Source organism: Kribbella sp. C-35 (assembly GCF_046549195.1).
Classification (GTDB): Bacteria; Actinomycetota; Actinomycetes; order Propionibacteriales; family Kribbellaceae; genus Kribbella.
This window is the reverse complement of the sequence record NZ_JAJPWG010000003.1, coordinates 1-19726: the sequence shown is the minus strand read 5'-3', so window position 1 is coordinate 19726 and position 19726 is coordinate 1. Positions and strand designations below refer to the sequence as shown.

Here is a 19726-nt window from a genome sequence, read left to right as displayed (position 1 = left end):
GATCTGGCGCTAAACTTCCGTGATCCGGAAAGGTGGTTGTCATGGCGGAGACGAACGGCAAGGGACGCACCGGCAGCGTGCAGTCCATCGAGCGCGCCTTCGGGCTGCTCGAGACGATGGCCGACGCAGGCGGGATGATGGGCCTGTCCCAGCTGGCCGCCGCCTCGGGCCTGCCGCTGCCGACGATCCACCGGCTGGTTCGCACCCTGGTCGACCTCGGCTACCTGCGTCAAGAGCCGTCCCGGCAGTACGTGCTCGGACCGAAGCTGATCCGGCTCGGGGAGAGTTCGTCGCACATGCTGAGTGTGTTCGCCCGGCCGCATCTCGCCCGGCTCGTCGACGAACTCGGCGAGTCCGCCAACATGGCGATGCTCGACGGCGACCAGATCGTGTACCTCGCGCAGGTCCCGTCGCGGCACTCGATGCGCATGTTCACCGAGGTCGGCCGCCGCGTCCTGCCGCACTGCACCGCGGTCGGCAAGGCGATCCTCGCCCAGTTCCCCGACGCCCAGGTCCGCGACCTCCTGCACCGCACCGGCATGCCGAAACACACCGACAACACGATCGTCACCCCCGACGCCTTCACCACCCAGCTCCACCACGCCGCCGACGCCGGCTACGCGACGGACGAAGGCGAACAGGAGGTCGGCGTCCGCTGCGTCGCAGTAGCCGTCCCCGACGCCCCCACCCCCCTCGCCATCTCCATCTCCGGCCCCGCCGGCCGCATGACCGAATCCCTCGTAGAACAAGCCATCCCCCTCCTAACCCAAGCCGCCAAGTCCCTCTCGGACGACCTCCACTAGGGCAGGTCGCGGTCGGTGCGCGCCCGGGTTGCCTCCTGAGCTGCATGGTTGCCCCCTGAGATTCTCAGTGGGCAACCCTCCATCTCGGTGGTTAACCCCTCAGATGCACCTCCGCGCGCTAGTCGGGTGGTGGTTGGAGGACGCAGAACTCGTTCCCGTCCGGGTCGGCCAGCACGTGCCACACCCAACCCGCCTCGACGACCGGCTCCTCGGTGACCAGCCGGGCCCCCCAACTCCCGCACTCGCGCGACCTCGGCATCCAGGTCGGCCGTCCGCAGATCCAGGTGCACGCGGTTCTTCCCCCGCTTCCGATCAGCCACCTTCTGCAACAGCACCTCGACGCCAACCCCGTCAGTCGGCACGAGACTCAGGTACACATCCGGCTCACCGACCCGCACATACCCAAGCACCCCACCCCAGAACTCCGCCGCCCGCTCCAAATCCCCCACATCAACCACCACAACCAACTCGCCCCCACATACCGCTGAGGCATCCGCATCCCCCGACCGTACGACGTCTTGCTGCGGCGGCGTCGTACGCGACCAAGTGCTCAGGTGTCGGTGCGGAGGCGGCCGTGGATGTGCCAGTCGTGCCAGCCGTCGGCGTGCATGATCGCCTGTCGCAGCGTGCCCTCGTGCTGGAATCCGGTGCGCCCGGCGACTCGGCACGACGCGGTGTTGGTGGTGGAGTGGTGGATGTTCAGCCGGTTGAACCCGATCGACCCGAAGGCCCAGGTGGACAGGGCCTCGACAGACCTGGCGGCGATCGCTTGCCCGCGGGCCGCCGGGGTCACCCAGTACGAGAGCGCGGCCGACCCTTGGGCCAGAGAGATGTCGCGCAGCCCGACCTGGCCGAGCGGCTGGTCATCTCCATCGACGACCGCCCAGCTCGCCGCGGTCTCGGCGTCCCACCGGTCGACCCACTGCGCGACCCACTCGCCCGTCTCCTCGAGAGTGTCGAGCCGCCGAACATGCCAGCGCTGAATGTCAGGACACCCGAACGCAGTCCGCACCGCGGCAGCATCCCGCGCCTGCCACGGTCGAAGCACCAGCCCGTCGTACGTCGCCAACCGCGGCTGAGCCGCATCCCGCAACACACCCCGAGCCAAAACCGCACCCACAAGCAAAGGCATGCCGCGATGCTAATGCGCGATCAAGACTCCCAAGTGCATCGCGCCGGCCGGGTTCAGGGGGCGTAGGTTCGCCATTGTTCGGTTAGTTGGTAGCCGAGGGACTGGTTGGCTTGGAGGCTGGCTTGGTTGGCGGCGGCTCCGCCGGTGCTGAAGCGGGTGATGCCGATGTCGAGGAACGCGAGGATGGAGGCGGCCTTGACGGCCTGGGCGACGCCGCGGCGGCGGTGGGTGGCCAGGACCGAGGTGAAGGCGGTGTCGCCGTAGCCGTCCTTCTCGCGCATCACTGTCGCACCGACCAAGCGGTTGCCGTCGAAGGCGCCGAAGACCCGGTACTCCGGCCACAGCCCCGCGACGTCGGCGAGCTCGCCGACCACGCGGTGGGTCGCGGGCGTGTAGGGATAGTCCGCCTCGTTCGTCTTCTCCAGCGCGTACAGGTCCGCGGCAGACTCGGACCCGAGTTCGCGGAGCGTCAGTCCGCCGGCGGTAGCCCGGCGTACGGCGGTCTCCAGCAGCTCACGGTCCGGGTCGAACAGCCGCACCGCCCAGGACTCGGCGACCACGCGATACCCGGCTGCTTCCAGCTCGGCGCACCGCGGGTCACCTTCCTGAACGATCTCGTATTCGGCCACGGGCTGATTGTCAGCCCAGTTTGCGCAGCAGCGGAAGGACATCCTCCGTGAACTGGGTGAGGAACCGCTCCTGGTCGTTCCCCGGACCGTGTACGACGAAGTGGTTGAAGCCGGCGTCCAGGTACGGCTGGAACTGCTTCACGACCTCCTCCGGGTCCGACGCCACGATCCACCGCTTCGCGACCTGCTCGATCGGCAGCTCGTCGGCGAGCCGCTCCATCTCGGTCGCGCTGGTGACGCTGTGCTTCTGCTCCGCGGTCAGCGACAGCGGAGCCCAGAACCGGGTGTTCTCCAGCGCGAGCGCCGGGTCGCGGTCGTACGAGAGCTTGACCTCGAGCATCCGGTCGACGTCCTCGAACTTCTTCCCAGCCTTCTCGGCCCCTTCGCGTACGGCGGGCATCAGCTGCTCCGTGTAGAGCTCCATGCCCTTCCCGGACGTCGCGATGAACCCGTCACCGGCGCGCCCGGCGTACCGCGCGACGAGCGGCCCGCCCGCGGCGACGTACACCTTCAGCGGGGTCTCCGGACGGTCGTAGATGAACGCGTCCACGGTCTTGTAGTACGGCCCCTCGGAGCTGACGCCGTCCTTCGTCCACAGGTCGCGGATCAGCTGGACAGCCTCCCGCAGCCGGGCGAACCGCTCCTTGAACTCGGGCCACTCGCGCCCCGACACCGCGATCTCGTTGAGCGCCTCGCCGGTGCCGACGCCGAGCATCACGCGCCCCGGGTACAGCTCACCGAGCGTCGCGAACGCCTGCGCGATCACCGCCGGGTTGTACCGGAACGTCGGCGTCAAAACCGACGTACCGAGCAGCACCCGGTTGGTCCGCTCGCCGACCGCCGCCAGCCAGGCGAGCGCGAACGGCGCGTGGCCGCCCTCGTGCCGCCACGGCAGGAAGTGGTCCGAAACGGTCACACTGTCGAGCCCGAGCTCCTCGGCCCGAACGGAGTACTCCACGAGATCCCGCGGCCCGAACTGCTCCGCCGAAGCCTTGTACCCGACCCGAATGCTCACCCTCTGCTCCAAACGTCGTCTGCGCGTACTCCGAAGGACAACCGCGCCCAGGTCCGACTTTATGCCGCCCGTGGTCGCGCTAGCATCCAGAGTCGTGAATGCAAGTGAAGCCCGAGTGCTAGGTCTGATCGGTACGACGTTCCGCGCGGCGCAGCTGCCGACGATCCGTGTCACGGTGCCGGCCGCGCTCGCCGAGCGGGCTGTCGCCGCGTGGCAGCGGGACGCCGAGGACGCCGTACCTGAGCTGGAGCGCCCGGAAGATCGGGTACGTCGCCAGCGCGCCGGGACGCTCGCGCTGATCGGTCTCACGATCGCCAAACGCGGGCAGCTGGACGCCGACGGGAACACCGTCGTCGACCTCAACCCGGAGCTGGTCGGGGTCGCGATGGACGCGGCCGACGACGTACATCTGCGCTGACTCTGGGCTGCCTCGGAGAGTCTGATTGACTCCGGTCGCGGGGCTCGGAGAGGATGTTGGTCCGGCGCGGCCCGCGCCTCACCTTCGTCGACCGGCCCCAGCGCGGTCACCTACGAGAAGGCAAAGGGACTTCCTGTCTCGGGCCGCTCGTCCTGGTCATCCGCCTCGACGGGATCGCTGGGGGATCGCGTGCGAGTGCGTGGAAGGCCAGATGACAGCGCACAGGAACTTCAAGCAACGGGTACGAGCCCGCGCCGCGAAAACCGGCGAGTCCTACACGGCTGCCCTCCGGCACTTCCGTCCGACTCCACAAGGAGAACCAGACATGCCGGAAGAAACCACACTGCTGTTCGCCGTCGTCCAGTCGACGATGCGCCACGATCCGACGAACGCCGACGAGCTGCGCGCGGGCGGTGCCGAACTCCGCGACTTCATCAGGCAGGCGGCCGCGGCTGGTGCCCGCCTGGTGCACTTCACCGAGGGCGCGCTCTGCTTCCCGAGTAAGCGGGTGCTGTCGTCGCTCGGCCCGGGCGAGGTGGGCCCGTCCGACTGGACCAAGGCGCAGTGGTCGGTGTTGCAGTCCGAGCTCGACCAGATCAACGCACTCGCGCGAGAGCTCGGGATCTGGGTGGTGATCCCCTCGGTGCACCAACTGCCGGAGGGGCGCCCGCACAACAGCATGTACGTCGTGTCCGACCAGGGGAAAGTTGTCGCCCGGTACGACGAGCGCACGCTGTCGACCTCCAAGGTGACCTGGATGTACACGCCGGGGAAGCAGCCGGTGACGTTCGACGTGGACGGATTCCGTTTCGGGCTCGCGCTCGGACTGGACGTGCTGTTCCCGGAGCTGTTCGTGGAGTACGACGGGCTCGGCGCCGACGGCGTCCTGGTGTCCTACGCGACGCACCGCGTCTCGGGACATGAGCACATCGCGGTGCAGGCGCGTGGGTGCGCGGTGAACAACACGTCCTGGATCAGCCTCGCCGTACCGGCGAACCCCGAGGCTGGGCTGGCTGCAGGTGTCGCCGATCCCCGGGGCGAGTGGGTAGCGCAGGCCCCACTGGATGGATCGCCGGCACTTGTGGTGACCGACGTGCACCACGCCGAGACGACGCAGGTTGGCCGTGAGTTCCGTCGTCGGACGCGGGAGCGGATCTCCTCGTAAGCCCTCACAGGTTCGGGTGCTGGCGCGTTCTATCTGTATGAACAGGCATGCGGTGGTCAGCACTCGGATCGGGGAGCTCACGGTGGTGGTGTCGGAGGACGTGCTGGTCGGCGTCTACTTCCCGCACCACTGGGTGAAGCCGACGGCGGAGACGCTGGGTGAGCGGGTCGAGGCGTCCGACCCGCTCATCGCGGTCGTCGTCGCGCAGTTGGAGGAGTACTTCGACGGTTCGCGGCACACGTTCGACCTGCCGACCCGGCTGGAGGGCGAGGAGTTCCAGCGGCGGGTCTGGTCGGTACTCGAGGAGATCCCGTACGGCGAGACGACGACGTACAGCGAGATCGCGGCGCGGCTCGGCGAACCCGCCCACGTCGCACAGGCCGTCGGTAAGGCGGTCGGGCAGAACCCGTTGTCGATCGTCGTCCCGTGCCATCGGGTGATCGGGAAGAACGGGTCGCTCACCGGGTACGCCGGCGGGTTGAAGCGCAAGCAGTTCCTGCTCGACCTGGAGGAGCCGGTCGGAGCCCGCCTCTTCTAGTTACATTGTAACTAGTTCGGTTGTAACCGGCCGACCTGCTCGGCGTACCAGTCGAGTTCGGTGAGGTGTTCGGCGATCTGGCGGAGGGTCCAGTTCGGGGCACGGTCCTGGTCCCACTCCGCCGGGTCGAGGGCGGCGTACCGCAGGGCGAAGGTCCGCCCGAGCCGTCGCAGTCGCTGCTCGGCCTCGCGGACGTCCTCCTCGGTGAACGGCGCGAGGTCCGCGGCGGACGTGAGTGCGCTCGCGCGCCACTCGTCGGGCTGCGTCGGTACGCCGGCCAGCAGCGCCTCGACCTCGGCCAGGTGATCGATCAGATGGTCGGCGATCCGGCGAACCGCCTTGTGCGGCGTGAAGATGCGGTCGTCGTCGGACGTCCGCGGTACGCCGTCCCAGGCCGGCCAGGTGACGATCAGTTTGAGGCACCGCTCGACGGCTTGCTCGACGAGTTCTCCGGGGTTCTGTGTCATGTGGCCGACGCTAAGGCCGTCACACTTCGGCCGCGGGCGAACTGATGCCGAGGCGTTCGGACAGCCGCTCGGCGTCGTACGGCGCATGCACCTTGGCGTCGTTGTCGAAGTACACGAACGCGTCGCAGTTCCAGGAGCGGATCTTGCCCGCCCAGCGGTCGAGCGACTTGTCGTCATACCCGCTCACGTAGAGCTCGTCGGCGCCGTGCAACCGGACGTAGGCGAAGTCCGCCGTGACGTCGTCGAACATCGGCCACTTGCCCGCGGTGTCCGCGCAGACCACCGCGATGTCGTGCTCCCGGGCGAGCTCGACGAATCCTTCGGTCTTGAAGCTGTCGTGCCGTACTTCGATCGCGTACCGGAGCGGCCCGTCGACGGCAGGCTCGAGCAGCGCCCGGCCTTCCATCCGTTCGTCGTGACGCTTGGCGTGTTCGGCCGCCGCGGCTGTTGTCCGCGGCAACTGGGCGAAGAAGTTCGCGCAGCGTTCCGCGTCGTACTGGAAATTCGGCGGCAGTTGCCACAGCACCGGGCCGAGCTTGTTGCCTAGCGCAAGAACTCCGGATGCGAAGAAGTTCGCCAGCGGCGCGTCCACGTCGGCCAGTCGCTTGAGATGAGTGACGAACCGCGGCCCCTTGACTGAGAAGACGAAGCCGTCGGGCGTCTCGGCGTACCAACGCTGGTACGACTCGGGACGCTGGAGGGCGTAGAACGAGCCGTTCAGTTCGATCGAGTTCAGCCGGGACGACGCGTACTCGAGTTCGGCCCGTTGCGGCAGCCCGTCGGGGTAGTAGACCTTCCGCCACGGCGGGTAGCGCCAGCCCGAGATCCCTACTCGGTACGGGGAGTCCGGCCAGCGCGTCATCCCTCGATTATGGTCCCGGCATGGACATCAACCGCGGCGCGTACCCGGACGCGTTGACGCCTTGGGAGGATCCGTCCTGGCGTACGGCGGCGCTCGGTTGGCTGGATGCGCGGCTCGACGAGCTCGGCGTCCGCGAGACCGGACCGCGGCAGGTACGGGTCCGGCCGTGGTCGGTGCTCGTCCGGGTCGAGGCGGCGGACCCCGTGTGGTTCAAGGCGGCCTCGCCCGGAAGCGCGTTCGAGGCCGGGCTGGGCGAGGCGCTGTCGCGGTGGACGCCCCGACACGTCCTCACGCCGTACGCCGTCGACGCCGGCCGCGGCTGGTCGCTGCTGCCGTCCGGCGGGCCGGTGCTGCGCGGTCTGGGAGCTGGGCCGCGTGAGTGGGAGGCGGCGTTGACGCAGTACGCCGACTTGCAGCGGGCGCTCGTACCGCGGGCGGAGGAGCTGCTGCGTCTCGGCGTACCTGATGCTCGGGTTGCGGGGCTGCCGGTGGTCTTCGACGATGCGGTCGCTGGGAACGGGACGTTGGACGCGGCGGATCGTGAACGGTTGCGGTTGTTCCGGCCGCGATTGGTCGCGTGGTGCGAGGAGCTGGCTGCGATCGGCGTACCGGATTCGCTGGACCATGCCGATCTGCATGACGGTCAGATCCTGGTCGCTGGGGCTGGGCGGTACACGTTCTTCGATTCGGGTGACGCGAACGTCGGGCATCCGTTCTGCAGCCTGCTCGTGGCGCTCGAGCGGGTCGCGGAGGAGCACGGTTCGGACGTGGTCGCGCGGCTGGAGGACGCGTACCTCGAAGGATGGACGGGTCACACGTTGGCCGACCTCCGCCGCGCGGCCGAGCTCGCCCGCCGACTCAGTCAGCTGACGCGCGCCGGCTCCTGGGCCCGCCTGTTCCCCACGTCGGCCCACCTCGGCGACCCGGAACGCGCCGCCGCGCTACTCCGGTTGCTCTGATCTCCAGGCCATCACAATTGCCGCGATCCCGCGCGCTCACGCCTGACTGCGCCGGCGACGGCGCGATTGTGATGGCCTGGCGATCAGGTCGGGATCCAGGTCGGCCACCACGGCGGGACGTTGCCCGGGCAGGTGCCGGGTGAGGCGGCCGGCGTACCTTGCCAGGAGAAGAGCGCGAGGTCGGCGATCGCGATCGCGATGGAGGCGGCGATCAGCGAGAACAGGAACGCCTTCCCGGCGTACCGGAACACGACGTTGAACAGCACCAGGTTGACGATCAGTGCGATCGGTACGCCGAGGAACAGCAGCGTCAGCCCGTTCGGGATGCTCCCGGTGATGTCGACGTGACACGCCTTCCAGGCCCGCGACGTGAGCACCACCAGCCCGAACGCCGCCCCACCACCAACCACCACCGCAAGGAACGACTCCCCCTTGCTCCCCTTCGCAGCAAACGCCATGAGGATCACGGTAAGTGATCCACCAGCCCACTTCACCTCACCCGGCGGGTACACCAGACTGCGCGGATGGACATCAAGCACCGGATGATCGTCTTCGACGCCGCCGACATCGAGGCCGAGAGCAGCTTCTGGGCCATGTTCCTCGACGGCACGGTCGACAGGTGGAGCGACCGCTGGCACGCGATCTGGGTCGACGGCGGGTGGGCGCTCGGGGTTCAGCACGCCCCGGACCACGTACCGCCGGACTGGCCGGACGGTACGCCGCAGCAGATCCACCTCGACTTCTACTTCGAAGGCGTCGAGGCCCACGCCACCGCCCACGATCGAGCGCTCGCCCTCGGCGCCCGCCTCCTGAAACCCGCCGACGATCCCTCGGCAGCCCGCGGCGTACAGGTCTACGCCGACCCAGCCGGCCACCCGTTCTGCCTCTGCTGGGTCCCGGGGTAGTCGTCCAGGGGGAGAACTCAGCGAATGCCGAGCGCGTCGAGTAGGCGGTTGGCGACCTCGGGGATCGGGGCGTCCGCGTTGACCAGGAGAGCGCCGTACCGGCTGTTGTCGGCGTCGACCTGCGCGTGCCACGCGAGCACGCGCTCCAACTCGGGCCTGCTCGATCCGAATGCACCACGCCCCACGAGTCGGCGACGTAATGTCGCGGTGTCGACGCTGAGGCTGATCACGGTGTCGAACAGATCCCAGATCTCGTTGTCGTTGCCGACCGTCCCGCAGATGAACGCCACGCCCTCAGCCTCGCCGGCGATGCGCTGCACGGTCTCGACCGGCAGGCGGTACGTGTTCTCGGCGAACCAGGTGTCGTCGCGGTACGTCGGCATCCGCACCTCGGTCCCCGTCCCGTTCTCGAACCATCGCGCCAGCCCGTCCGCGTCAACGTCGTACACGGCAAACCCTCGCCGTCGCAGCTCCTCACCCACGGACGTCTTCCCCACCCCGGAGGACCCCGTCAGATACACCAACCTCATGGCAGCTTGGGGCGGAGCCACATCATCGAGGCGAAGTCGAGGTCCTCGTCCGGTACGACGACCACCTGATGCTCGTCCTCATACAGCACCCGGCCCGGCGCGGCCGACTCGTACCGCTCGCACGGAAGGTTGTGCGAGGCAAGGATCGCCAGGTACCCAGGGATCGGCTCCATCAGAAACGCCGCCGACGTCTTGAACCACGCCGCCGCCAGCAGATTGTCCTCATAGACAGTCGGGTCGACGCTAGCCGGATTCACGTACGTCGCGTCGTACCAGTCGTTCGTCGTACGCCGGAACCGTTCCTCCTCCGCACTCAGATACCCCCGGTTCCCGAGCATGTTCACCAACCCGAAGATCCCGATCCGCCGCCCCCGCCGATCCGGCACCGGACTCTGATACCGCACAAACAAATCCACCCCGCAGATTCTGCCTCGCCCGTTGACCCGCTCGGACTGTCAGGTTTAGCCTGACAGATGTGTCAGGGTGAGCCTGACAGATGCGGAGGTTCGGAGATGCCGGACAACGTGTTGCGGTGCTCGTTTTGTGGGAAGGCCAAGGATGAGATCGAGCGGATGATCGCGGGGCCGGGGGTGTTCATCTGTAACGAGTGCGTGGATCTGTCGGTGCGGGTGATGAACGAGCAGCCGATTCCGTCGTTTCCGCCGTTGGACGGGAAGAGTGACGAGGAGTTGCTGGCGGACATGGTTCGGCTCGACAAGTCGCGCGGGCAGGTCGAGGCTGCCGTACAGGATCGGGTACTGCGTCTGCGCTCCCGGTCGGTCACCTGGGCCCGGATCGGTGAGGCGCTCGGCATCAGCCGGCAGTCGGCCTGGGAACGCTTCTCGGGCGAGGAGTAGGCGAGTGACTCGAGTGTTGCTCGTTCGGCACGGGGAGGTCGACGGCAGTCAGCTGAACGCGGAGGGCTGGTGGGGGCCGGCGCGCGATCTCTCGCCGTTGTCCGCACGAGGGATCGAGCAGGCGAAGGAGGCTGGGCGCCGGCTTCGGGATTGCGGGGCGCGGCGCATCGTCGCCTCGCCGATGACGCGGGCGATGCAGACCGCGAGCCTGATCGCGGCGGAGACGCGGCTTCCGTTGACGGCGGTCGAGTTCGATCTTCGCGAGTGGCTTCCGGATGCGACGCTCTCGTGGCGTTCGGCGGAGGCGATCACGGCGACCGAGGACTTCCACCGCCACGGGGGCGAGTGGCCGCCGGGCGAGACGCGTACGTGGGAGCCGAAGTCCTCGGTACGTCGACGCGCACTCGGAGCGCTCCGTCGACAGGCCGCCGTCGACGACGAACCGTTCGTTGCCGTGTGCCACAGCATGGTGATCGAGGCGCTCACGGACGCGCACCGCGTGGAGTTCTGCGGCGTACACGAGATCGACCTGAGCGACGTCGTACAGCATGACTCTGCGGAGCCGTTCCTGCCGCGTCAGTCCGCGTGAAGGAAGGCGGCGAGCTCGGCGACGTACCGCTCGGGCTCCTCGACGTTCGGGAAGTGGGCGCTCTCGTCGAAGACACGAAGTTGCGCGTGCGGGAGGCGGGTGGCGAGATCGCGGCATGCGTCGACGCCCGCGTTGCGATCCCAGAATCCGATCAGCACCAGGACCGGTACGTCGAGCGCGGCGAGCTCGTCGACGAGCGGCACCGGTCGGGGAGGTTCCTTCGCCAGCGCGGCCGCCATGTCGCCGGTGTTGGTCAGCCCGCTCGCCGCCCACAGGTCGCGGACCCGCTCGGCGGCCGCGGGCTGGTGGAAGAGGAAGCGATCGATGGTCGGCCGGTCGACGACGTCCCAGACGGCGCGCGGCCCCGATTCCGCAACCGCCGTACGGATCGCGGCCCGCATCTCGTCGCTGGTGGCGACCGTCTCGAAACCGGATCCCCATGGCGACGGGGTGAGCGGGCCAGCCAGCGCGGTGCCTTGGAGGATCAGCCTCTCGACGCGGTCCGGATACGCAACGGTGTACTCGGCCGCGAGGTCTCCACCGAACGAGATGCCGAGCAGCGTGATCCGCGGTAGCTCGAGATGCCGCCGCAGCTGTTCCAGATCGTCGACCAGCAGTGGTACGGCGTACCGCCCGTCCTGATCGCTGCGACCGGAGCCGCGCTGCTCGTAGTACACAACCGGTCCGAGCTCCTCGAGCAGCGGGCCCGTCAACCGTTCGAAGTCGTAGATGAAGCCGCCGGGCCCGCCATGTACGACGACAATCGGCGTACCCGCCTGTGGATCACCGACCACGCGCACCCAATGCCGCACCCCGTTGAGCACCACATACGACTCGGCCATCACCGCAGTCTAAATCTGGTGGTTCACCCCGTACGACGTTGCTAGGTTCGCGTGGGTGATCAACGACGAGCTCATCGAGGCGGCCGCGGCCGTCCTGCATCCGTATCACGTCGACGATCGGATCTTCGGCGACGTGGCGTCGGCGCTGGTCACCGACGCCGGCAACGTGTACGTCGGCGTGTGCATCGACACCGCGTCCGGTACGGGCTTCTGCGCCGAGCACGCCGCGATCGCCGCGATGGTGACGGCGCGCGAGTACAAGATCGCGAAGATCGTCGCCGTCTGGCGCGGCGACGGCCCGCTGCACGTCGTCGCCCCGTGCGGCCGCTGCCGGGAGTTCATCCGCCAGATCGACCCGTCGAACCTCGACACCGAGGTGATCCTGGGCAAACGCCGTACGGCGCCGCTCCGCACCCTCCTCCCCGAAACCGAATGGCCGTCACCCGTCGACTGAACGCAACCAAGGGTGCCCGGGGATCATCTTCCGCAGCCAGATCTGCTTGCCCTCCGCAAGCATCGGCCACACGCAAGCAAAGTCCTGCTCATCCTTCGTACGCCGTTTCCGCGCCTTGAACAGCAGGACGATCTCGGGATTCAGGTAGCGGATGTGATCGTCCGCCACCCACGTGACTTCGTCGAGCGGGCCGATGTGATCCGGCACGAACTTGTTCGTCCACAGCCCGTCGCGATCCGGGGTCAGCGGCAGATCGAGTACCCACGGAGCATCGCCGTGCGCGCGAACCCACAGCTGACTCGCCGGGCTGAACACGTCCGGGTGCTGTCGCGTCAACGGCCGCATGTCACCGCCGGCCAGATTCCACAGATGCCACCGGTCGCCGACATGGTCCCGCAGCGCAGGTACGTCGGACGCGAGGATCGACACGTCGACGTCATCGTGCTCACGACGTACGCCGGTGAACGCATCCACGGCCCACCCGCCGACCACCCACCACGGCCGATCGAACCCGTCCATGAACGCCGCCGCTTGAGCCAGATCGAACGGCTCCCAACGCCCGTAGAGGCGAGCCCAGTACCGGGCCTCCTCGGCTTCGGCTGCCGACCGCATCACCGGCTCAGGAGTCATGCTCGCAACGATCCCGGGGTGCACCCAGCGCGGCAAATGCATTTTCGGGGAGTGCTCTAAATGCGGCTTCGGTCTCTTCGTGGCCACAGTGCGGCGGCGATCGCGAAGAGTGCCACGGCTGCGACCAGGTCGAACAGATTGCCCCGGCGAACCGCCGAGACGGTGCCTCCTAGTCCGGCGAGAACGAAGAACACAGCAAGCAACGTTCGCATGACAGTCATTCCCCCACCCCCTACCCGCTAGATCGGCAGGCGCCCGTCGAGCGTTACGGCGGACGTGCGCCACTCATCAACCCCGGTCCGCGGTGCAGGTTCACGCGGGGCCGGTGGGCTCGGAGCAGGGTTGGTGAGTGGTGGAGGTCCGCCTACAGCAGCGCCTTGACCCAGTCGTCGTGGTGGGCCTCGATGTATTCGGCCGTCGGGCCCCAGTGATCGGCGTGGCCCTCGTCGTACAGGCGGGCCCAGGGCTGCTCGCCCGTGCGGTGGCCGTGGACCAACAGGTCGTACATGCCTCGCGTGTGGGCCGCGATCTGCGCCGGGAAGGCGCGGCGCTGCTCCGGGTCGAGCCCGTACCCGTCCGCGAGCGCACGCAACCGCGGTCCGTCTACGTCGACGTTGCCTCGCGCCACAAACGGTACGAACCCGTGAGCGGCGTACCCGAGATCCCACAACCGCGACGCAGGCCCCGCGTTGTCCCAGTCGATGAACACCCAGCGTTCACCGTCGCGCACCAGATTCCACGGAGCGAGATCGTTGTGGCAGATCAGCTCGCCGCCGCTCGGGTCGGGGACCACCACGTCCCACACCGTGTCGGCCGGCGGTTGAAAGCTCTCCATCGCGTCGTGGAGTTCACGAATCAGCCGACCGATACGAGCCAGTTCATCCAGCGAGAACGGCGGCAGCGTGTCGGCCAACGCGCCCGGGATGAATTCGAGGACGTGGCGCCCCTCCTCGTCCCGGCCTAACGTGCGCGGCGCTCCGTCGAAGTCGGCGAGGTGAGTGAGCACCGCCTCGACCCCGGCCGTCTGAACGAGCGCAGGTTTCCGCACCGTCGCACCGACCCGCACAACCCGATCCGCGACGTTTCCTCCGGTCAGCACCTCTTCGGCTTCCACGCCCGACATGATGCCCGGCCGGTCGCGTTTTCTCGACAGACATTTGCCCGCCACACCCTTTACGGTGGTCGCATGGCAACGGTCAGGCAGGTTCAGGTCACCTTCGACTGCGCGAATCCTGAGCGCGTCGCTCGTTTCTGGTGCGAGGTGCTGGGGTACGTCGTACCGCCGCCACCGCCCGGGTTCGAGAACTGGGATGAGTTCGACCGCGCGCAGCCACCCGAGCGTCAGGGCTCCGCGTTCGCCTGCGTCGATCCCACCGGCGTCGGCCCGCGACTGTTCTTCCAGCGCGTCCCCGAAGGCAAGGTCGTCAAGAACCGCGTACACCTCGACGTACGCGTCGGCACCGGCCTCGTCGGCGAAGAGCGCCTGGCAGCCCTCGAAGCCGAATGCGCCCGCCTACTCCCCCTCGGCGCAACCCGCGGCCAACTACTCCTGGCCGACGAAGAAAACGAGTCCTGCCTCAACATGCAAGACGTCGAAGGCAACGAATTCTGCCTCGACTGACCGATGCGCGTCTCTGTTCTCACGTTGGGACTCGAGGTCGTCGACAACAGGCCTGACTGGCCGGTTGTCAGCATCTCGGTCGACGGCAAGAACCCTTTCGAGCAGGTCGCGAAGGAATGGCGAGGGTTTGATCCCGGCGAGATTCTCGGGGCGGGTTCGCCGCTCGTTCCCGACGACGGCGGCCGCCGCGTGGCCGTCTACCGGTGCTCCTGCGGCGAGGCAGGCTGCGGCGTCATCGCGCCGTACGTCGTCCCTTCCCCGGACCGCACAAGCATCTCCTGGGTCGACTTCCGCGACTACACCGGCGTCTTCATGCATCCCGTCTCGCTGACGGCCGCCGATCACGAAGGTCGGCCCTGGGACCTACCGGACATCCATTTCGACCGGGGGCAATACCTCTCAGAGGTACGCCGCGTCACCAGCGACCGATCGTGGGAAACACCGCGGCGCCGGACGGCCCGCCTGCTCGACGAACACCTCCGTCGGCAGGCCCCTGCAGCTACTCTCAATCGCACCCGAGAACTGGCCGGCCAGCTTTCCGTACGACCGCTAGCCAAACGCCGTCACCGGCCCTGCAGTTTCGCCTGCAGCTCCTCCCAACCCGCCCGATAGCCAGTGACGGCCGCTGCGCTGGCCACTCGGACACCGTCGGCTTCGACGTCGAACACGTCCGCGGGCCAGTCGTTGAGACCAGCCATGCCCCGAACCGTAAATCACCCCCGGGCCGCTCCGACGGCGACTAGAATTCCTGACGTTGGCTCAGCGACCCAGCGGAGCTATTATCTGATTAGATAACAGCCTCGAGAGGTGCTGACATGGACAAGGACAGCCAGGCGGTCAGCGAACTGCTCAACCGCGCCCTCGCCGAGAGCGGGCTGTCTCAGGCTGCGTTCGCCACTGCCCTCGGCACTTCCGCTTCACGCTTCTCCACTTACCGTTCTGGCAGGACCAAGCCGACGGCGCAGTTCTTCCTGCGGGCTGGGCGGATTGCGCATGCCCTGCACGCGGCGCGGGAGTACCGGATCATGACAGCCCCGGCTACCGCGACGGCTATCCGTGAGGCGAGCGATGAGGAGTGGGCGTGGCGAATGCTGCTTCAGGGCCGTGACCACCTGCGCTTGCTGCTACGCCGTCACGATGGCTCCGAAGCAGCCTGGGAGGCAGCGCCGGGCACGACCGGCGATGCAGGCTTCGACGCACTCCTCGCCGTCCTGACCGCGCACGAGTTCGAGGCAGCCGGCGAGGACCCACCCGAGTGGACCAAGGTCGAGCCGCTCCCCGACCGCTGGATTCCTGAACATCCGTTCCTGGACCGCGACGAGATCATCGAGCAAACCCCGGAGTACTTGGCGCAGGCCAATATCTTCGTCCCCGCCCGCGACCTGGCAACCGCATGACGAACGACGCCCGCAACGAATTCAGACGCAGCGAAATCGTCGACCTCCTCTCCGAACTCGACAAGCGCCTGAAAACGCGTGGCATCTCTGCATCGATCTTCGTCGTGGGAGGCGCCGCGATTGCCGTCACCTCGAACGACGATCCACGCCGTACGGAAGATGTCGACGCCATCACCCGCGACCAGGCTGTAGTCGACGAAGCCCGCGCGATGGCAAGCCAACGCAAGCTCCCCGAAGACTGGCTCAACACCCGAGCCGGCCCGTGGATGCCGCCGCTGCCGGAAGACGCGTTGCAACGCGGCGATGCGCCCGGTCTGCACATTACGTACGCCACCGACGAGTTCCTCTTGGCTACCAAGTTGGTTGCCCAGCGCCGCAAGGACGCTGCCGACATCGTCACTCTCGCCAGGCGCCTCGACCTGGAGAACGCGTCGGCTGCCGACCTCGAACAGGTGATCCACCGCTACTACACCGACAAGGATTCGCTCGAATTCATCCTCGGCGGCAATGACATCGAGCGCGAGATCCATCTGCTCGCAGTCAGGGCGGAGCGGCTGCTGGCAAATAGCCAGGCAGACTCGTCACCCGCGACACCCACTGGTCGTGCGGAAACTCCAGCCGTACGTCGCCTGGATCGCCCGACCTCCCGCGAGCGGGGTTAGGGGAGAGCTGTCGACGTGATCGCCCGGCTCAAGGAGGAGTCCGGCGTACCGTTGCGCTCCAGGGCGCGGCGGACTTCGACCTCGAGTTGATCGAGAGCCGGACGTTCGACGGCCGTACCCAAGAACTCACCTATCGGCCCACCCTGCACGTCTGAGGGCTAGGCGGGGAAGGCCTTCCAGTGACCTTCGGAGATCACTTCCGTGCTGCCGTTGGCCACCTTGATCGCGGTCTGATCGTCGATCGCGTACGACGGACCGTCGATGCCGGCCGCCCAGCGCTCCGCGTCGGCCAGGGTGTTCTCCGGCATGCTCTCGTGGTCCAGGTGCGGGAAGATCGAGAAGTCGACGACCCCGAGCGTGCGGTCGTCCGGCGCCGACGGCCACGAGACGAAGTCGTCGCCGATCCGCGGTGTCATCACCATGCTTCCGGCGCTCACCCCCACCCACACCGTGTCGGGCAGCGACGGCATGAGGTCGGACAGGCCTGACTCCCGCATCCAGTGGCAGAGGTACGTCGCGTCGCCGCCGTCCACCAGCAGTACGTCGGCCTCACGTACCCACGGCACCCACCGCTCCTCGCCGACGCTGGGCAACGCGGTGAGTTCGAGGACGCCGACGGATTCCCAACCCAGGCTGGGCATGTGCCAGGGAGGTGCGCCGGTGACGGAGCCTCGTACAAAGGTAGGCCCGCATTTCGGATGGCCCCACATCGCCGTCGGGATGAGCAGCGCTCGGGACTCGGCGATCGGCTTGCCCAGCAGCTCGACGAGCGCGTCGCTGATGCTCGGGTTCGTAATGCCCCCGGAGGTAAGAAGAAGACGCATACCCTGACTCCTTGTCTTGGCGACCTCGACCGGCCGTCGTTCACCTGTTCTACGAACGCCGCGTTCCAGATCCGACACTCTGCCAGAAGTACGGACCCTGTTAGCGTGCGCGGATGGAACCCCTGGGATTCGTGACGTGGCCGCCGGAGCCGATCAAGACCGAGCGGCTCGTGCTCCGCGAATCCGAGGCGAGGGACCGTACGGCGTTCGTCGAACTGCTCGCCTCGCCGGAAGTGAACACGTACCTCGGTGGTCCCCGCCCACGTGACGAGGTCGAGCGCGGGACGCCGGCGGTGCCCGAGCGGTGGCCCGGGAGTTTCGTCGTTGAACTCGACGGGACGATGATCGGCCAGATCCTGCTCAGGAGAGCAGCCAGGCATCGCCCGGCGGCCGTGGGGAAGGCCGATCTCGGCTACCTGTTCCTGCCGCGGGCGTGGGGGTTCGGGTACGCCGCCGAGGCGTGCGCGGCGGCCCTCGACTGGTTCGACGGCGTACTTCCGGGCGAGCCGGTGGTGCTCGCCACCCAGACCGCCAACGTCGGCTCGATGCGCCTCGCGGCCAAGCTGGGTTTCACCGAGGTAGAGCGATTCGAGGCCTGGGGCGCCGAGCAATGGCTCGGCATGCGTTCCTCCAGAACTGTCGGAGCCGGGCGTTAGCGTCGCCGGATGCTGCTTGCGAGACCACCAGGCCCGGATGCCGAGGGTCAGTGGGTTCGGCGTTGGATGTCGGCGGAGTGGACGGAGACCGCGGATACCTGGGTGGGTGCCCGACTCGCGGAGTACGGTCGCCGGATCTGCGGCGTACCGGTCACCTACCGGGCCCGGTTCTGGTCTGTCGTCCGCTGCTATCCGACCGCCGAGGGCCTGGTGTGGTTCAAGGAAAACAATCCGGGGCATCGGTTCGAGGCGGGTCTCGTCGCGGCGTTGGCACAGGTCGCGCCGGATGACGTGATCGTGCCGATCGCCGTGGACCGCGAACGCAGCCGGCTGCTCACCAATGATCAAGGTTCGACGTTGACGCATCCGGACGTCGCCGATCAGTCCACCCGATGCACCGTCGTACGAGCCCTGGCCCGTCTTCAGTGCACTCTCCTCGGCCGCCTCGATGCGACCGAACATCCGGGCATCATCGAGCTGGCACCCACCATGGCCGGCGATCGAGTGCGCGCCGTGGCGCAGGAGTGGGCGGACCTGCAGCCCGGGCATCCGCTGCGTGCCGAGCGGGAGCTGCTCATACGAGCTGCTCGGGCTGCCGACGTACTCGATCGACGAACCGCGTCCCTCAGCGAGGTCGTTCCGCTCGACCTGGAGATCAACGACGTGTACCCCGCGAACATCTTCGCCGACCGTTCAACCGGCGTACTGCGCCCACGGTTCTTCGACTTCGGCAACGCGCTCTGGGGCCATCCGTTCGTCTCGCTGCACGGCTTCCTCGACTCGGTCGTGGAGTGGACCAACGCGCCGCTGTCGCCCGCACACCGAGACGCACTGTTCGACGCCTATCTGGCCGTATGGCGCGACCACCTCGACGCCGACCCGCACCTCCTCCGGCACGACCTCGCCGCGACCGAGGCACTGGTCGGCGTACACAGACTCGTCTCCTGGCTACGCCTCATCCCGTACGCCGATCCCCTTGAGCTCCAGGCCCGCGCCGAGATCCCCCGCCACTACCTGACCACCGTCGCACTGAGAGTCTGAGGGCGTGACGGAATACGCTATGCCGCCGGAAGCGGCGTGCACATTGATTGCGGCCCTACAGGTGCATGGAGTCGCAGCATGTGTCGGCGGAGGATGGGCTGTCGATGCACTGGTGGGCAAACAGACTCGGGAACATCTGGATCTCGACATCTGGGTCGACGCGGTTGAGTTCGAAGGTCTCGTCGCAGCCTTCGCCGACCAGGGAGTCGATCGGCTCTACTCGTGGCCCGGCGACCGTCCGTGGAACTTCGTCCTGCATGACGGCCACAGTCGTCGCGTAGATCTCCACCTCTACGAGACCCTGGGCGACGGCCGGCTCCACTACGGCAGTCTCAACGCGCCGTTCATGTTCACCCCCGAGGACCTCTCGGGTGCGGGTGAGATTGCCGGCGTCTCGGTTCGATGCGAACGTCTTGAGTTCGCGCTGCAGAACCACACCGGCTACGAGTTGCGCGAGGTCGACCGACACGATATCGCTGTGCTCTGCGAGCGCTTCGGACTCCAACCGCCCGAGAACCTCAGTTAGCGACCTGCCGGCCGGCCAAGCACGTCGCGAAGAACACAAAAGCCCAGGTCAGCGGACTGATCCTGGGCTTTTACGAAGCGCGCTCGGAGGGATTCGAACCCCCAACCTTCTGATCCGTAGGAGCCTGCACAACTCAGTCACGCCCTCACCGCCTCACGCACTCATGGTCTCATTGGTGCCGCCACGCGCAGCTTGTTCGGACTG

Annotated in this window: 30 protein-coding genes and 1 pseudogene; 15 read left to right on the top strand and 16 right to left on the bottom strand. The window is 67.7% G+C overall.

The genetic code is table 11. The annotated features are described in order from the left end of the window. Window positions 1–41: 41 nt before the first annotated feature. A complete protein-coding gene (locus ACLJOO_RS20035) occupies window positions 42–803 on the top strand; it encodes an IclR family transcriptional regulator (RefSeq protein WP_410788725.1) in 762 nt (253 codons plus the stop codon). 118 nt (window positions 804–921) lie between these two features. Here ACLJOO_RS20035 and ACLJOO_RS20030 read toward each other — a convergent pair whose 3' ends face one another. From ACLJOO_RS20030 to fgd, 5 genes and pseudogenes are all read right to left on the bottom strand, one after another. Next, window positions 922–1062 carry a VOC family protein gene (locus ACLJOO_RS20030; RefSeq protein ID WP_410788724.1) on the bottom strand — a complete coding sequence of 47 codons (141 nt, stop codon included), beginning with the start codon at window positions 1060–1062 and terminating at the stop codon, window positions 922–924. 22 nt (window positions 1063–1084) lie between these two features. Further along, a pseudogene (locus tag ACLJOO_RS20025) lies at window positions 1085–1213 on the bottom strand (VOC family protein); the annotation flags it as partial. Between the two features lie 140 nt (window positions 1214–1353). Continuing rightward, window positions 1354–1935 carry a GNAT family N-acetyltransferase gene (locus ACLJOO_RS20020; protein ID WP_410788723.1) on the bottom strand — a complete coding sequence of 194 codons (582 nt, stop codon included), beginning with the start codon at window positions 1933–1935 and terminating at the stop codon, window positions 1354–1356. A 53-nt stretch (window positions 1936–1988) separates the two neighbouring features. Then, a complete protein-coding gene (locus ACLJOO_RS20015; RefSeq protein ID WP_410788722.1) occupies window positions 1989–2564 on the bottom strand; it encodes a GNAT family N-acetyltransferase in 576 nt (191 codons plus the stop codon). A 10-nt stretch (window positions 2565–2574) separates the two neighbouring features. Further along, entirely contained in the window at window positions 2575–3579 is a 1005-nt protein-coding gene (fgd, locus tag ACLJOO_RS20010) for a glucose-6-phosphate dehydrogenase (coenzyme-F420) (protein ID WP_410788721.1), read from the bottom strand. A 94-nt stretch (window positions 3580–3673) separates the two neighbouring features. Between fgd and ACLJOO_RS20005 the strand changes: the two genes are divergently transcribed. From ACLJOO_RS20005 to ACLJOO_RS19995, 3 genes are all read left to right on the top strand, one after another. Further along, window positions 3674–3997 (top strand): hypothetical protein, encoded by a 324-nt coding sequence (locus tag ACLJOO_RS20005; protein ID WP_410788720.1) that lies wholly within the window; start codon window positions 3674–3676, stop codon window positions 3995–3997. A 325-nt stretch (window positions 3998–4322) separates the two neighbouring features. Continuing rightward, window positions 4323–5162: a carbon-nitrogen hydrolase family protein gene (locus ACLJOO_RS20000; RefSeq protein ID WP_410788719.1), complete on the top strand. Its 840-nt coding sequence runs from the start codon at window positions 4323–4325 to the stop codon at window positions 5160–5162. A 37-nt stretch (window positions 5163–5199) separates the two neighbouring features. Further along, a complete protein-coding gene (locus tag ACLJOO_RS19995) occupies window positions 5200–5700 on the top strand; it encodes a methylated-DNA--[protein]-cysteine S-methyltransferase (RefSeq protein ID WP_410788718.1) in 501 nt (166 codons plus the stop codon). A gap of 11 nt (window positions 5701–5711) precedes the next feature. On the opposite strand, the gene ACLJOO_RS19990 is transcribed toward ACLJOO_RS19995, so the two are convergent. Both ACLJOO_RS19990 and ACLJOO_RS19985 read right to left on the bottom strand, forming a co-directional pair. Next, the gene (locus ACLJOO_RS19990; RefSeq protein WP_410788717.1) at window positions 5712–6167 is read right to left on the bottom strand and encodes a hypothetical protein; all 456 of its coding nucleotides are present in this window, start codon (window positions 6165–6167) and stop codon (window positions 5712–5714) included. A gap of 19 nt (window positions 6168–6186) precedes the next feature. Continuing rightward, complete coding sequence (locus ACLJOO_RS19985; protein ID WP_410788716.1) at window positions 6187–7029, bottom strand: DUF72 domain-containing protein; 843 nt, start codon at window positions 7027–7029, stop codon at window positions 6187–6189. 20 nt (window positions 7030–7049) lie between these two features. On the opposite strand from ACLJOO_RS19985, the gene ACLJOO_RS19980 reads away from it, so the two are divergent. Continuing rightward, window positions 7050–7988 carry a phosphotransferase gene (locus ACLJOO_RS19980; protein WP_410788715.1) on the top strand — a complete coding sequence of 313 codons (939 nt, stop codon included), beginning with the start codon at window positions 7050–7052 and terminating at the stop codon, window positions 7986–7988. A gap of 83 nt (window positions 7989–8071) precedes the next feature. Here the strand turns inward: ACLJOO_RS19980 and ACLJOO_RS19975 are convergent, their stop codons facing one another. Beyond that, window positions 8072–8446 carry a hypothetical protein gene (locus ACLJOO_RS19975; RefSeq protein WP_410788714.1) on the bottom strand — a complete coding sequence of 125 codons (375 nt, stop codon included), beginning with the start codon at window positions 8444–8446 and terminating at the stop codon, window positions 8072–8074. A 66-nt stretch (window positions 8447–8512) separates the two neighbouring features. Here ACLJOO_RS19975 and ACLJOO_RS19970 point away from each other — a divergent pair, with 66 nt between their 5' ends. Then, complete coding sequence (locus ACLJOO_RS19970; RefSeq protein WP_410788713.1) at window positions 8513–8893, top strand: VOC family protein; 381 nt, start codon at window positions 8513–8515, stop codon at window positions 8891–8893. A 17-nt stretch (window positions 8894–8910) separates the two neighbouring features. Here the strand turns inward: ACLJOO_RS19970 and ACLJOO_RS19965 are convergent, their stop codons facing one another. Together ACLJOO_RS19965 and ACLJOO_RS19960 are read right to left on the bottom strand one after the other, a co-directional pair. Then, the gene (locus ACLJOO_RS19965; protein WP_410788712.1) at window positions 8911–9423 is read right to left on the bottom strand and encodes an AAA family ATPase; all 513 of its coding nucleotides are present in this window, start codon (window positions 9421–9423) and stop codon (window positions 8911–8913) included. After that, a complete protein-coding gene (locus ACLJOO_RS19960) occupies window positions 9420–9839 on the bottom strand; it encodes a hypothetical protein (RefSeq protein ID WP_410788711.1) in 420 nt (139 codons plus the stop codon). Before ACLJOO_RS19960 ends, ACLJOO_RS19965 begins: the two co-directional genes overlap by 4 nt. Window positions 9840–9935: 96 nt before the next feature. On the opposite strand from ACLJOO_RS19960, the gene ACLJOO_RS19955 reads away from it, so the two are divergent. Next, window positions 9936–10280, top strand: a complete 345-nt coding sequence (locus ACLJOO_RS19955) for a ClpX C4-type zinc finger protein (RefSeq protein WP_410788710.1) — start codon at window positions 9936–9938, stop codon at window positions 10278–10280. Window positions 10281–10284: 4 nt separating this feature from the next. Beyond that, window positions 10285–10869, top strand: a complete 585-nt coding sequence (locus ACLJOO_RS19950; RefSeq protein WP_410788709.1) for a histidine phosphatase family protein — start codon at window positions 10285–10287, stop codon at window positions 10867–10869. Here ACLJOO_RS19950 and ACLJOO_RS19945 read toward each other — a convergent pair. Beyond that, the gene (locus ACLJOO_RS19945) at window positions 10857–11711 is read right to left on the bottom strand and encodes an alpha/beta fold hydrolase (protein ID WP_410788708.1); all 855 of its coding nucleotides are present in this window, start codon (window positions 11709–11711) and stop codon (window positions 10857–10859) included. The two genes, ACLJOO_RS19950 and ACLJOO_RS19945, sit on opposite strands and share 13 nt — an antisense overlap. Before the next feature lie 55 nt (window positions 11712–11766). Here ACLJOO_RS19945 and ACLJOO_RS19940 point away from each other — a divergent pair, with 55 nt between their 5' ends. After that, complete coding sequence (locus ACLJOO_RS19940) at window positions 11767–12165, top strand: cytidine deaminase family protein (RefSeq protein ID WP_410788707.1); 399 nt, start codon at window positions 11767–11769, stop codon at window positions 12163–12165. On the opposite strand, the gene ACLJOO_RS19935 is transcribed toward ACLJOO_RS19940, so the two are convergent. Both ACLJOO_RS19935 and ACLJOO_RS19930 read right to left on the bottom strand, forming a co-directional pair. Then, window positions 12151–12795, bottom strand: coding sequence for a nucleotidyltransferase domain-containing protein (locus tag ACLJOO_RS19935; protein WP_410788706.1), 645 nt, complete (start codon window positions 12793–12795; stop codon window positions 12151–12153). The two genes, ACLJOO_RS19940 and ACLJOO_RS19935, sit on opposite strands and share 15 nt — an antisense overlap. A gap of 364 nt (window positions 12796–13159) precedes the next feature. Next, window positions 13160–13909, bottom strand: coding sequence for a phosphotransferase (locus ACLJOO_RS19930; protein ID WP_410788705.1), 750 nt, complete (start codon window positions 13907–13909; stop codon window positions 13160–13162). Window positions 13910–13981: 72 nt separating this feature from the next. Between ACLJOO_RS19930 and ACLJOO_RS19925 the strand changes: the two genes are divergently transcribed. Next, complete coding sequence (locus ACLJOO_RS19925; RefSeq protein WP_410788704.1) at window positions 13982–14416, top strand: VOC family protein; 435 nt, start codon at window positions 13982–13984, stop codon at window positions 14414–14416. 563 nt (window positions 14417–14979) lie between these two features. On the opposite strand, the gene ACLJOO_RS19920 is transcribed toward ACLJOO_RS19925, so the two are convergent. After that, complete coding sequence (locus ACLJOO_RS19920; protein ID WP_410788703.1) at window positions 14980–15114, bottom strand: hypothetical protein; 135 nt, start codon at window positions 15112–15114, stop codon at window positions 14980–14982. A gap of 117 nt (window positions 15115–15231) precedes the next feature. Here ACLJOO_RS19920 and ACLJOO_RS19915 point away from each other — a divergent pair, with 117 nt between their 5' ends. Both ACLJOO_RS19915 and ACLJOO_RS19910 read left to right on the top strand, forming a co-directional pair. After that, a complete protein-coding gene (locus ACLJOO_RS19915) occupies window positions 15232–15813 on the top strand; it encodes a helix-turn-helix domain-containing protein (RefSeq protein WP_410788702.1) in 582 nt (193 codons plus the stop codon). Then, window positions 15810–16475 (top strand): DUF6036 family nucleotidyltransferase, encoded by a 666-nt coding sequence (locus ACLJOO_RS19910; RefSeq protein ID WP_410788701.1) that lies wholly within the window; start codon window positions 15810–15812, stop codon window positions 16473–16475. The genes ACLJOO_RS19915 and ACLJOO_RS19910 overlap by 4 nt, the downstream gene beginning before the upstream one ends. On the opposite strand, the gene ACLJOO_RS19905 is transcribed toward ACLJOO_RS19910, so the two are convergent. Then, window positions 16472–16597 (bottom strand): hypothetical protein, encoded by a 126-nt coding sequence (locus ACLJOO_RS19905; protein ID WP_410788700.1) that lies wholly within the window; start codon window positions 16595–16597, stop codon window positions 16472–16474. The genes ACLJOO_RS19910 and ACLJOO_RS19905 overlap by 4 nt on opposite strands. Window positions 16598–16633: 36 nt before the next feature. Next, window positions 16634–17299 carry a Type 1 glutamine amidotransferase-like domain-containing protein gene (locus tag ACLJOO_RS19900; protein ID WP_410788699.1) on the bottom strand — a complete coding sequence of 222 codons (666 nt, stop codon included), beginning with the start codon at window positions 17297–17299 and terminating at the stop codon, window positions 16634–16636. A 113-nt stretch (window positions 17300–17412) separates the two neighbouring features. On the opposite strand from ACLJOO_RS19900, the gene ACLJOO_RS19895 reads away from it, so the two are divergent. Genes ACLJOO_RS19895 through ACLJOO_RS19885 form a run of 3 tightly spaced genes read left to right on the top strand, consistent with a single transcriptional unit; the run spans window position 17413 to window position 19522 of the window. Beyond that, window positions 17413–17955, top strand: a complete 543-nt coding sequence (locus tag ACLJOO_RS19895) for a GNAT family N-acetyltransferase (RefSeq protein ID WP_410788698.1) — start codon at window positions 17413–17415, stop codon at window positions 17953–17955. Window positions 17956–17964: 9 nt separating this feature from the next. Continuing rightward, a complete protein-coding gene (locus ACLJOO_RS19890; RefSeq protein WP_410788697.1) occupies window positions 17965–18996 on the top strand; it encodes a hypothetical protein in 1032 nt (343 codons plus the stop codon). 4 nt (window positions 18997–19000) lie between these two features. Continuing rightward, on the top strand, window positions 19001–19522 hold the full coding sequence (locus ACLJOO_RS19885; protein WP_410788696.1) for a nucleotidyltransferase domain-containing protein: 522 nt from the start codon (window positions 19001–19003) through the stop codon (window positions 19520–19522). Window positions 19523–19726 lie beyond the last annotated feature (204 nt).

Coding starts and splice junctions, on each gene's coding strand:
- ACLJOO_RS19965 (WP_410788712.1), bottom strand. CDS start 9,423: ATGAGGTTGGTGTATCTGACGGGGTCCTCCGGGGTGGGGAAGACGTCC.
- ACLJOO_RS19935 (WP_410788706.1), bottom strand. CDS start 12,795: ATGACTCCTGAGCCGGTGATGCGGTCGGCAGCCGAAGCCGAGGAGGCC.
- ACLJOO_RS19910 (WP_410788701.1), top strand. CDS start 15,810: ATGACGAACGACGCCCGCAACGAATTCAGACGCAGCGAAATCGTCGAC.
- ACLJOO_RS19985 (WP_410788716.1), bottom strand. CDS start 7,029: ATGACGCGCTGGCCGGACTCCCCGTACCGAGTAGGGATCTCGGGCTGG.
- ACLJOO_RS19915 (WP_410788702.1), top strand. CDS start 15,232: ATGGACAAGGACAGCCAGGCGGTCAGCGAACTGCTCAACCGCGCCCTC.
- ACLJOO_RS19980 (WP_410788715.1), top strand. CDS start 7,050: ATGGACATCAACCGCGGCGCGTACCCGGACGCGTTGACGCCTTGGGAG.
- ACLJOO_RS20000 (WP_410788719.1), top strand. CDS start 4,323: ATGCCGGAAGAAACCACACTGCTGTTCGCCGTCGTCCAGTCGACGATG.
- ACLJOO_RS19890 (WP_410788697.1), top strand. CDS start 17,965: ATGCTGCTTGCGAGACCACCAGGCCCGGATGCCGAGGGTCAGTGGGTT.
- ACLJOO_RS19975 (WP_410788714.1), bottom strand. CDS start 8,446: ATGGCGTTTGCTGCGAAGGGGAGCAAGGGGGAGTCGTTCCTTGCGGTG.
- ACLJOO_RS19990 (WP_410788717.1), bottom strand. CDS start 6,167: ATGACACAGAACCCCGGAGAACTCGTCGAGCAAGCCGTCGAGCGGTGC.
- ACLJOO_RS19900 (WP_410788699.1), bottom strand. CDS start 17,299: ATGCGTCTTCTTCTTACCTCCGGGGGCATTACGAACCCGAGCATCAGC.
- ACLJOO_RS19895 (WP_410788698.1), top strand. CDS start 17,413: ATGGAACCCCTGGGATTCGTGACGTGGCCGCCGGAGCCGATCAAGACC.
- ACLJOO_RS20030 (WP_410788724.1), bottom strand. CDS start 1,062: ATGCCGAGGTCGCGCGAGTGCGGGAGTTGGGGGGCCCGGCTGGTCACC.
- ACLJOO_RS19955 (WP_410788710.1), top strand. CDS start 9,936: ATGCCGGACAACGTGTTGCGGTGCTCGTTTTGTGGGAAGGCCAAGGAT.
- ACLJOO_RS20035 (WP_410788725.1), top strand. CDS start 42: ATGGCGGAGACGAACGGCAAGGGACGCACCGGCAGCGTGCAGTCCATC.
- ACLJOO_RS19970 (WP_410788713.1), top strand. CDS start 8,513: ATGGACATCAAGCACCGGATGATCGTCTTCGACGCCGCCGACATCGAG.
- ACLJOO_RS19920 (WP_410788703.1), bottom strand. CDS start 15,114: ATGGCTGGTCTCAACGACTGGCCCGCGGACGTGTTCGACGTCGAAGCC.
- ACLJOO_RS19945 (WP_410788708.1), bottom strand. CDS start 11,711: ATGGCCGAGTCGTATGTGGTGCTCAACGGGGTGCGGCATTGGGTGCGC.
- ACLJOO_RS19925 (WP_410788704.1), top strand. CDS start 13,982: ATGGCAACGGTCAGGCAGGTTCAGGTCACCTTCGACTGCGCGAATCCT.
- ACLJOO_RS20020 (WP_410788723.1), bottom strand. CDS start 1,935: ATGCCTTTGCTTGTGGGTGCGGTTTTGGCTCGGGGTGTGTTGCGGGAT.
- ACLJOO_RS19995 (WP_410788718.1), top strand. CDS start 5,200: ATGAACAGGCATGCGGTGGTCAGCACTCGGATCGGGGAGCTCACGGTG.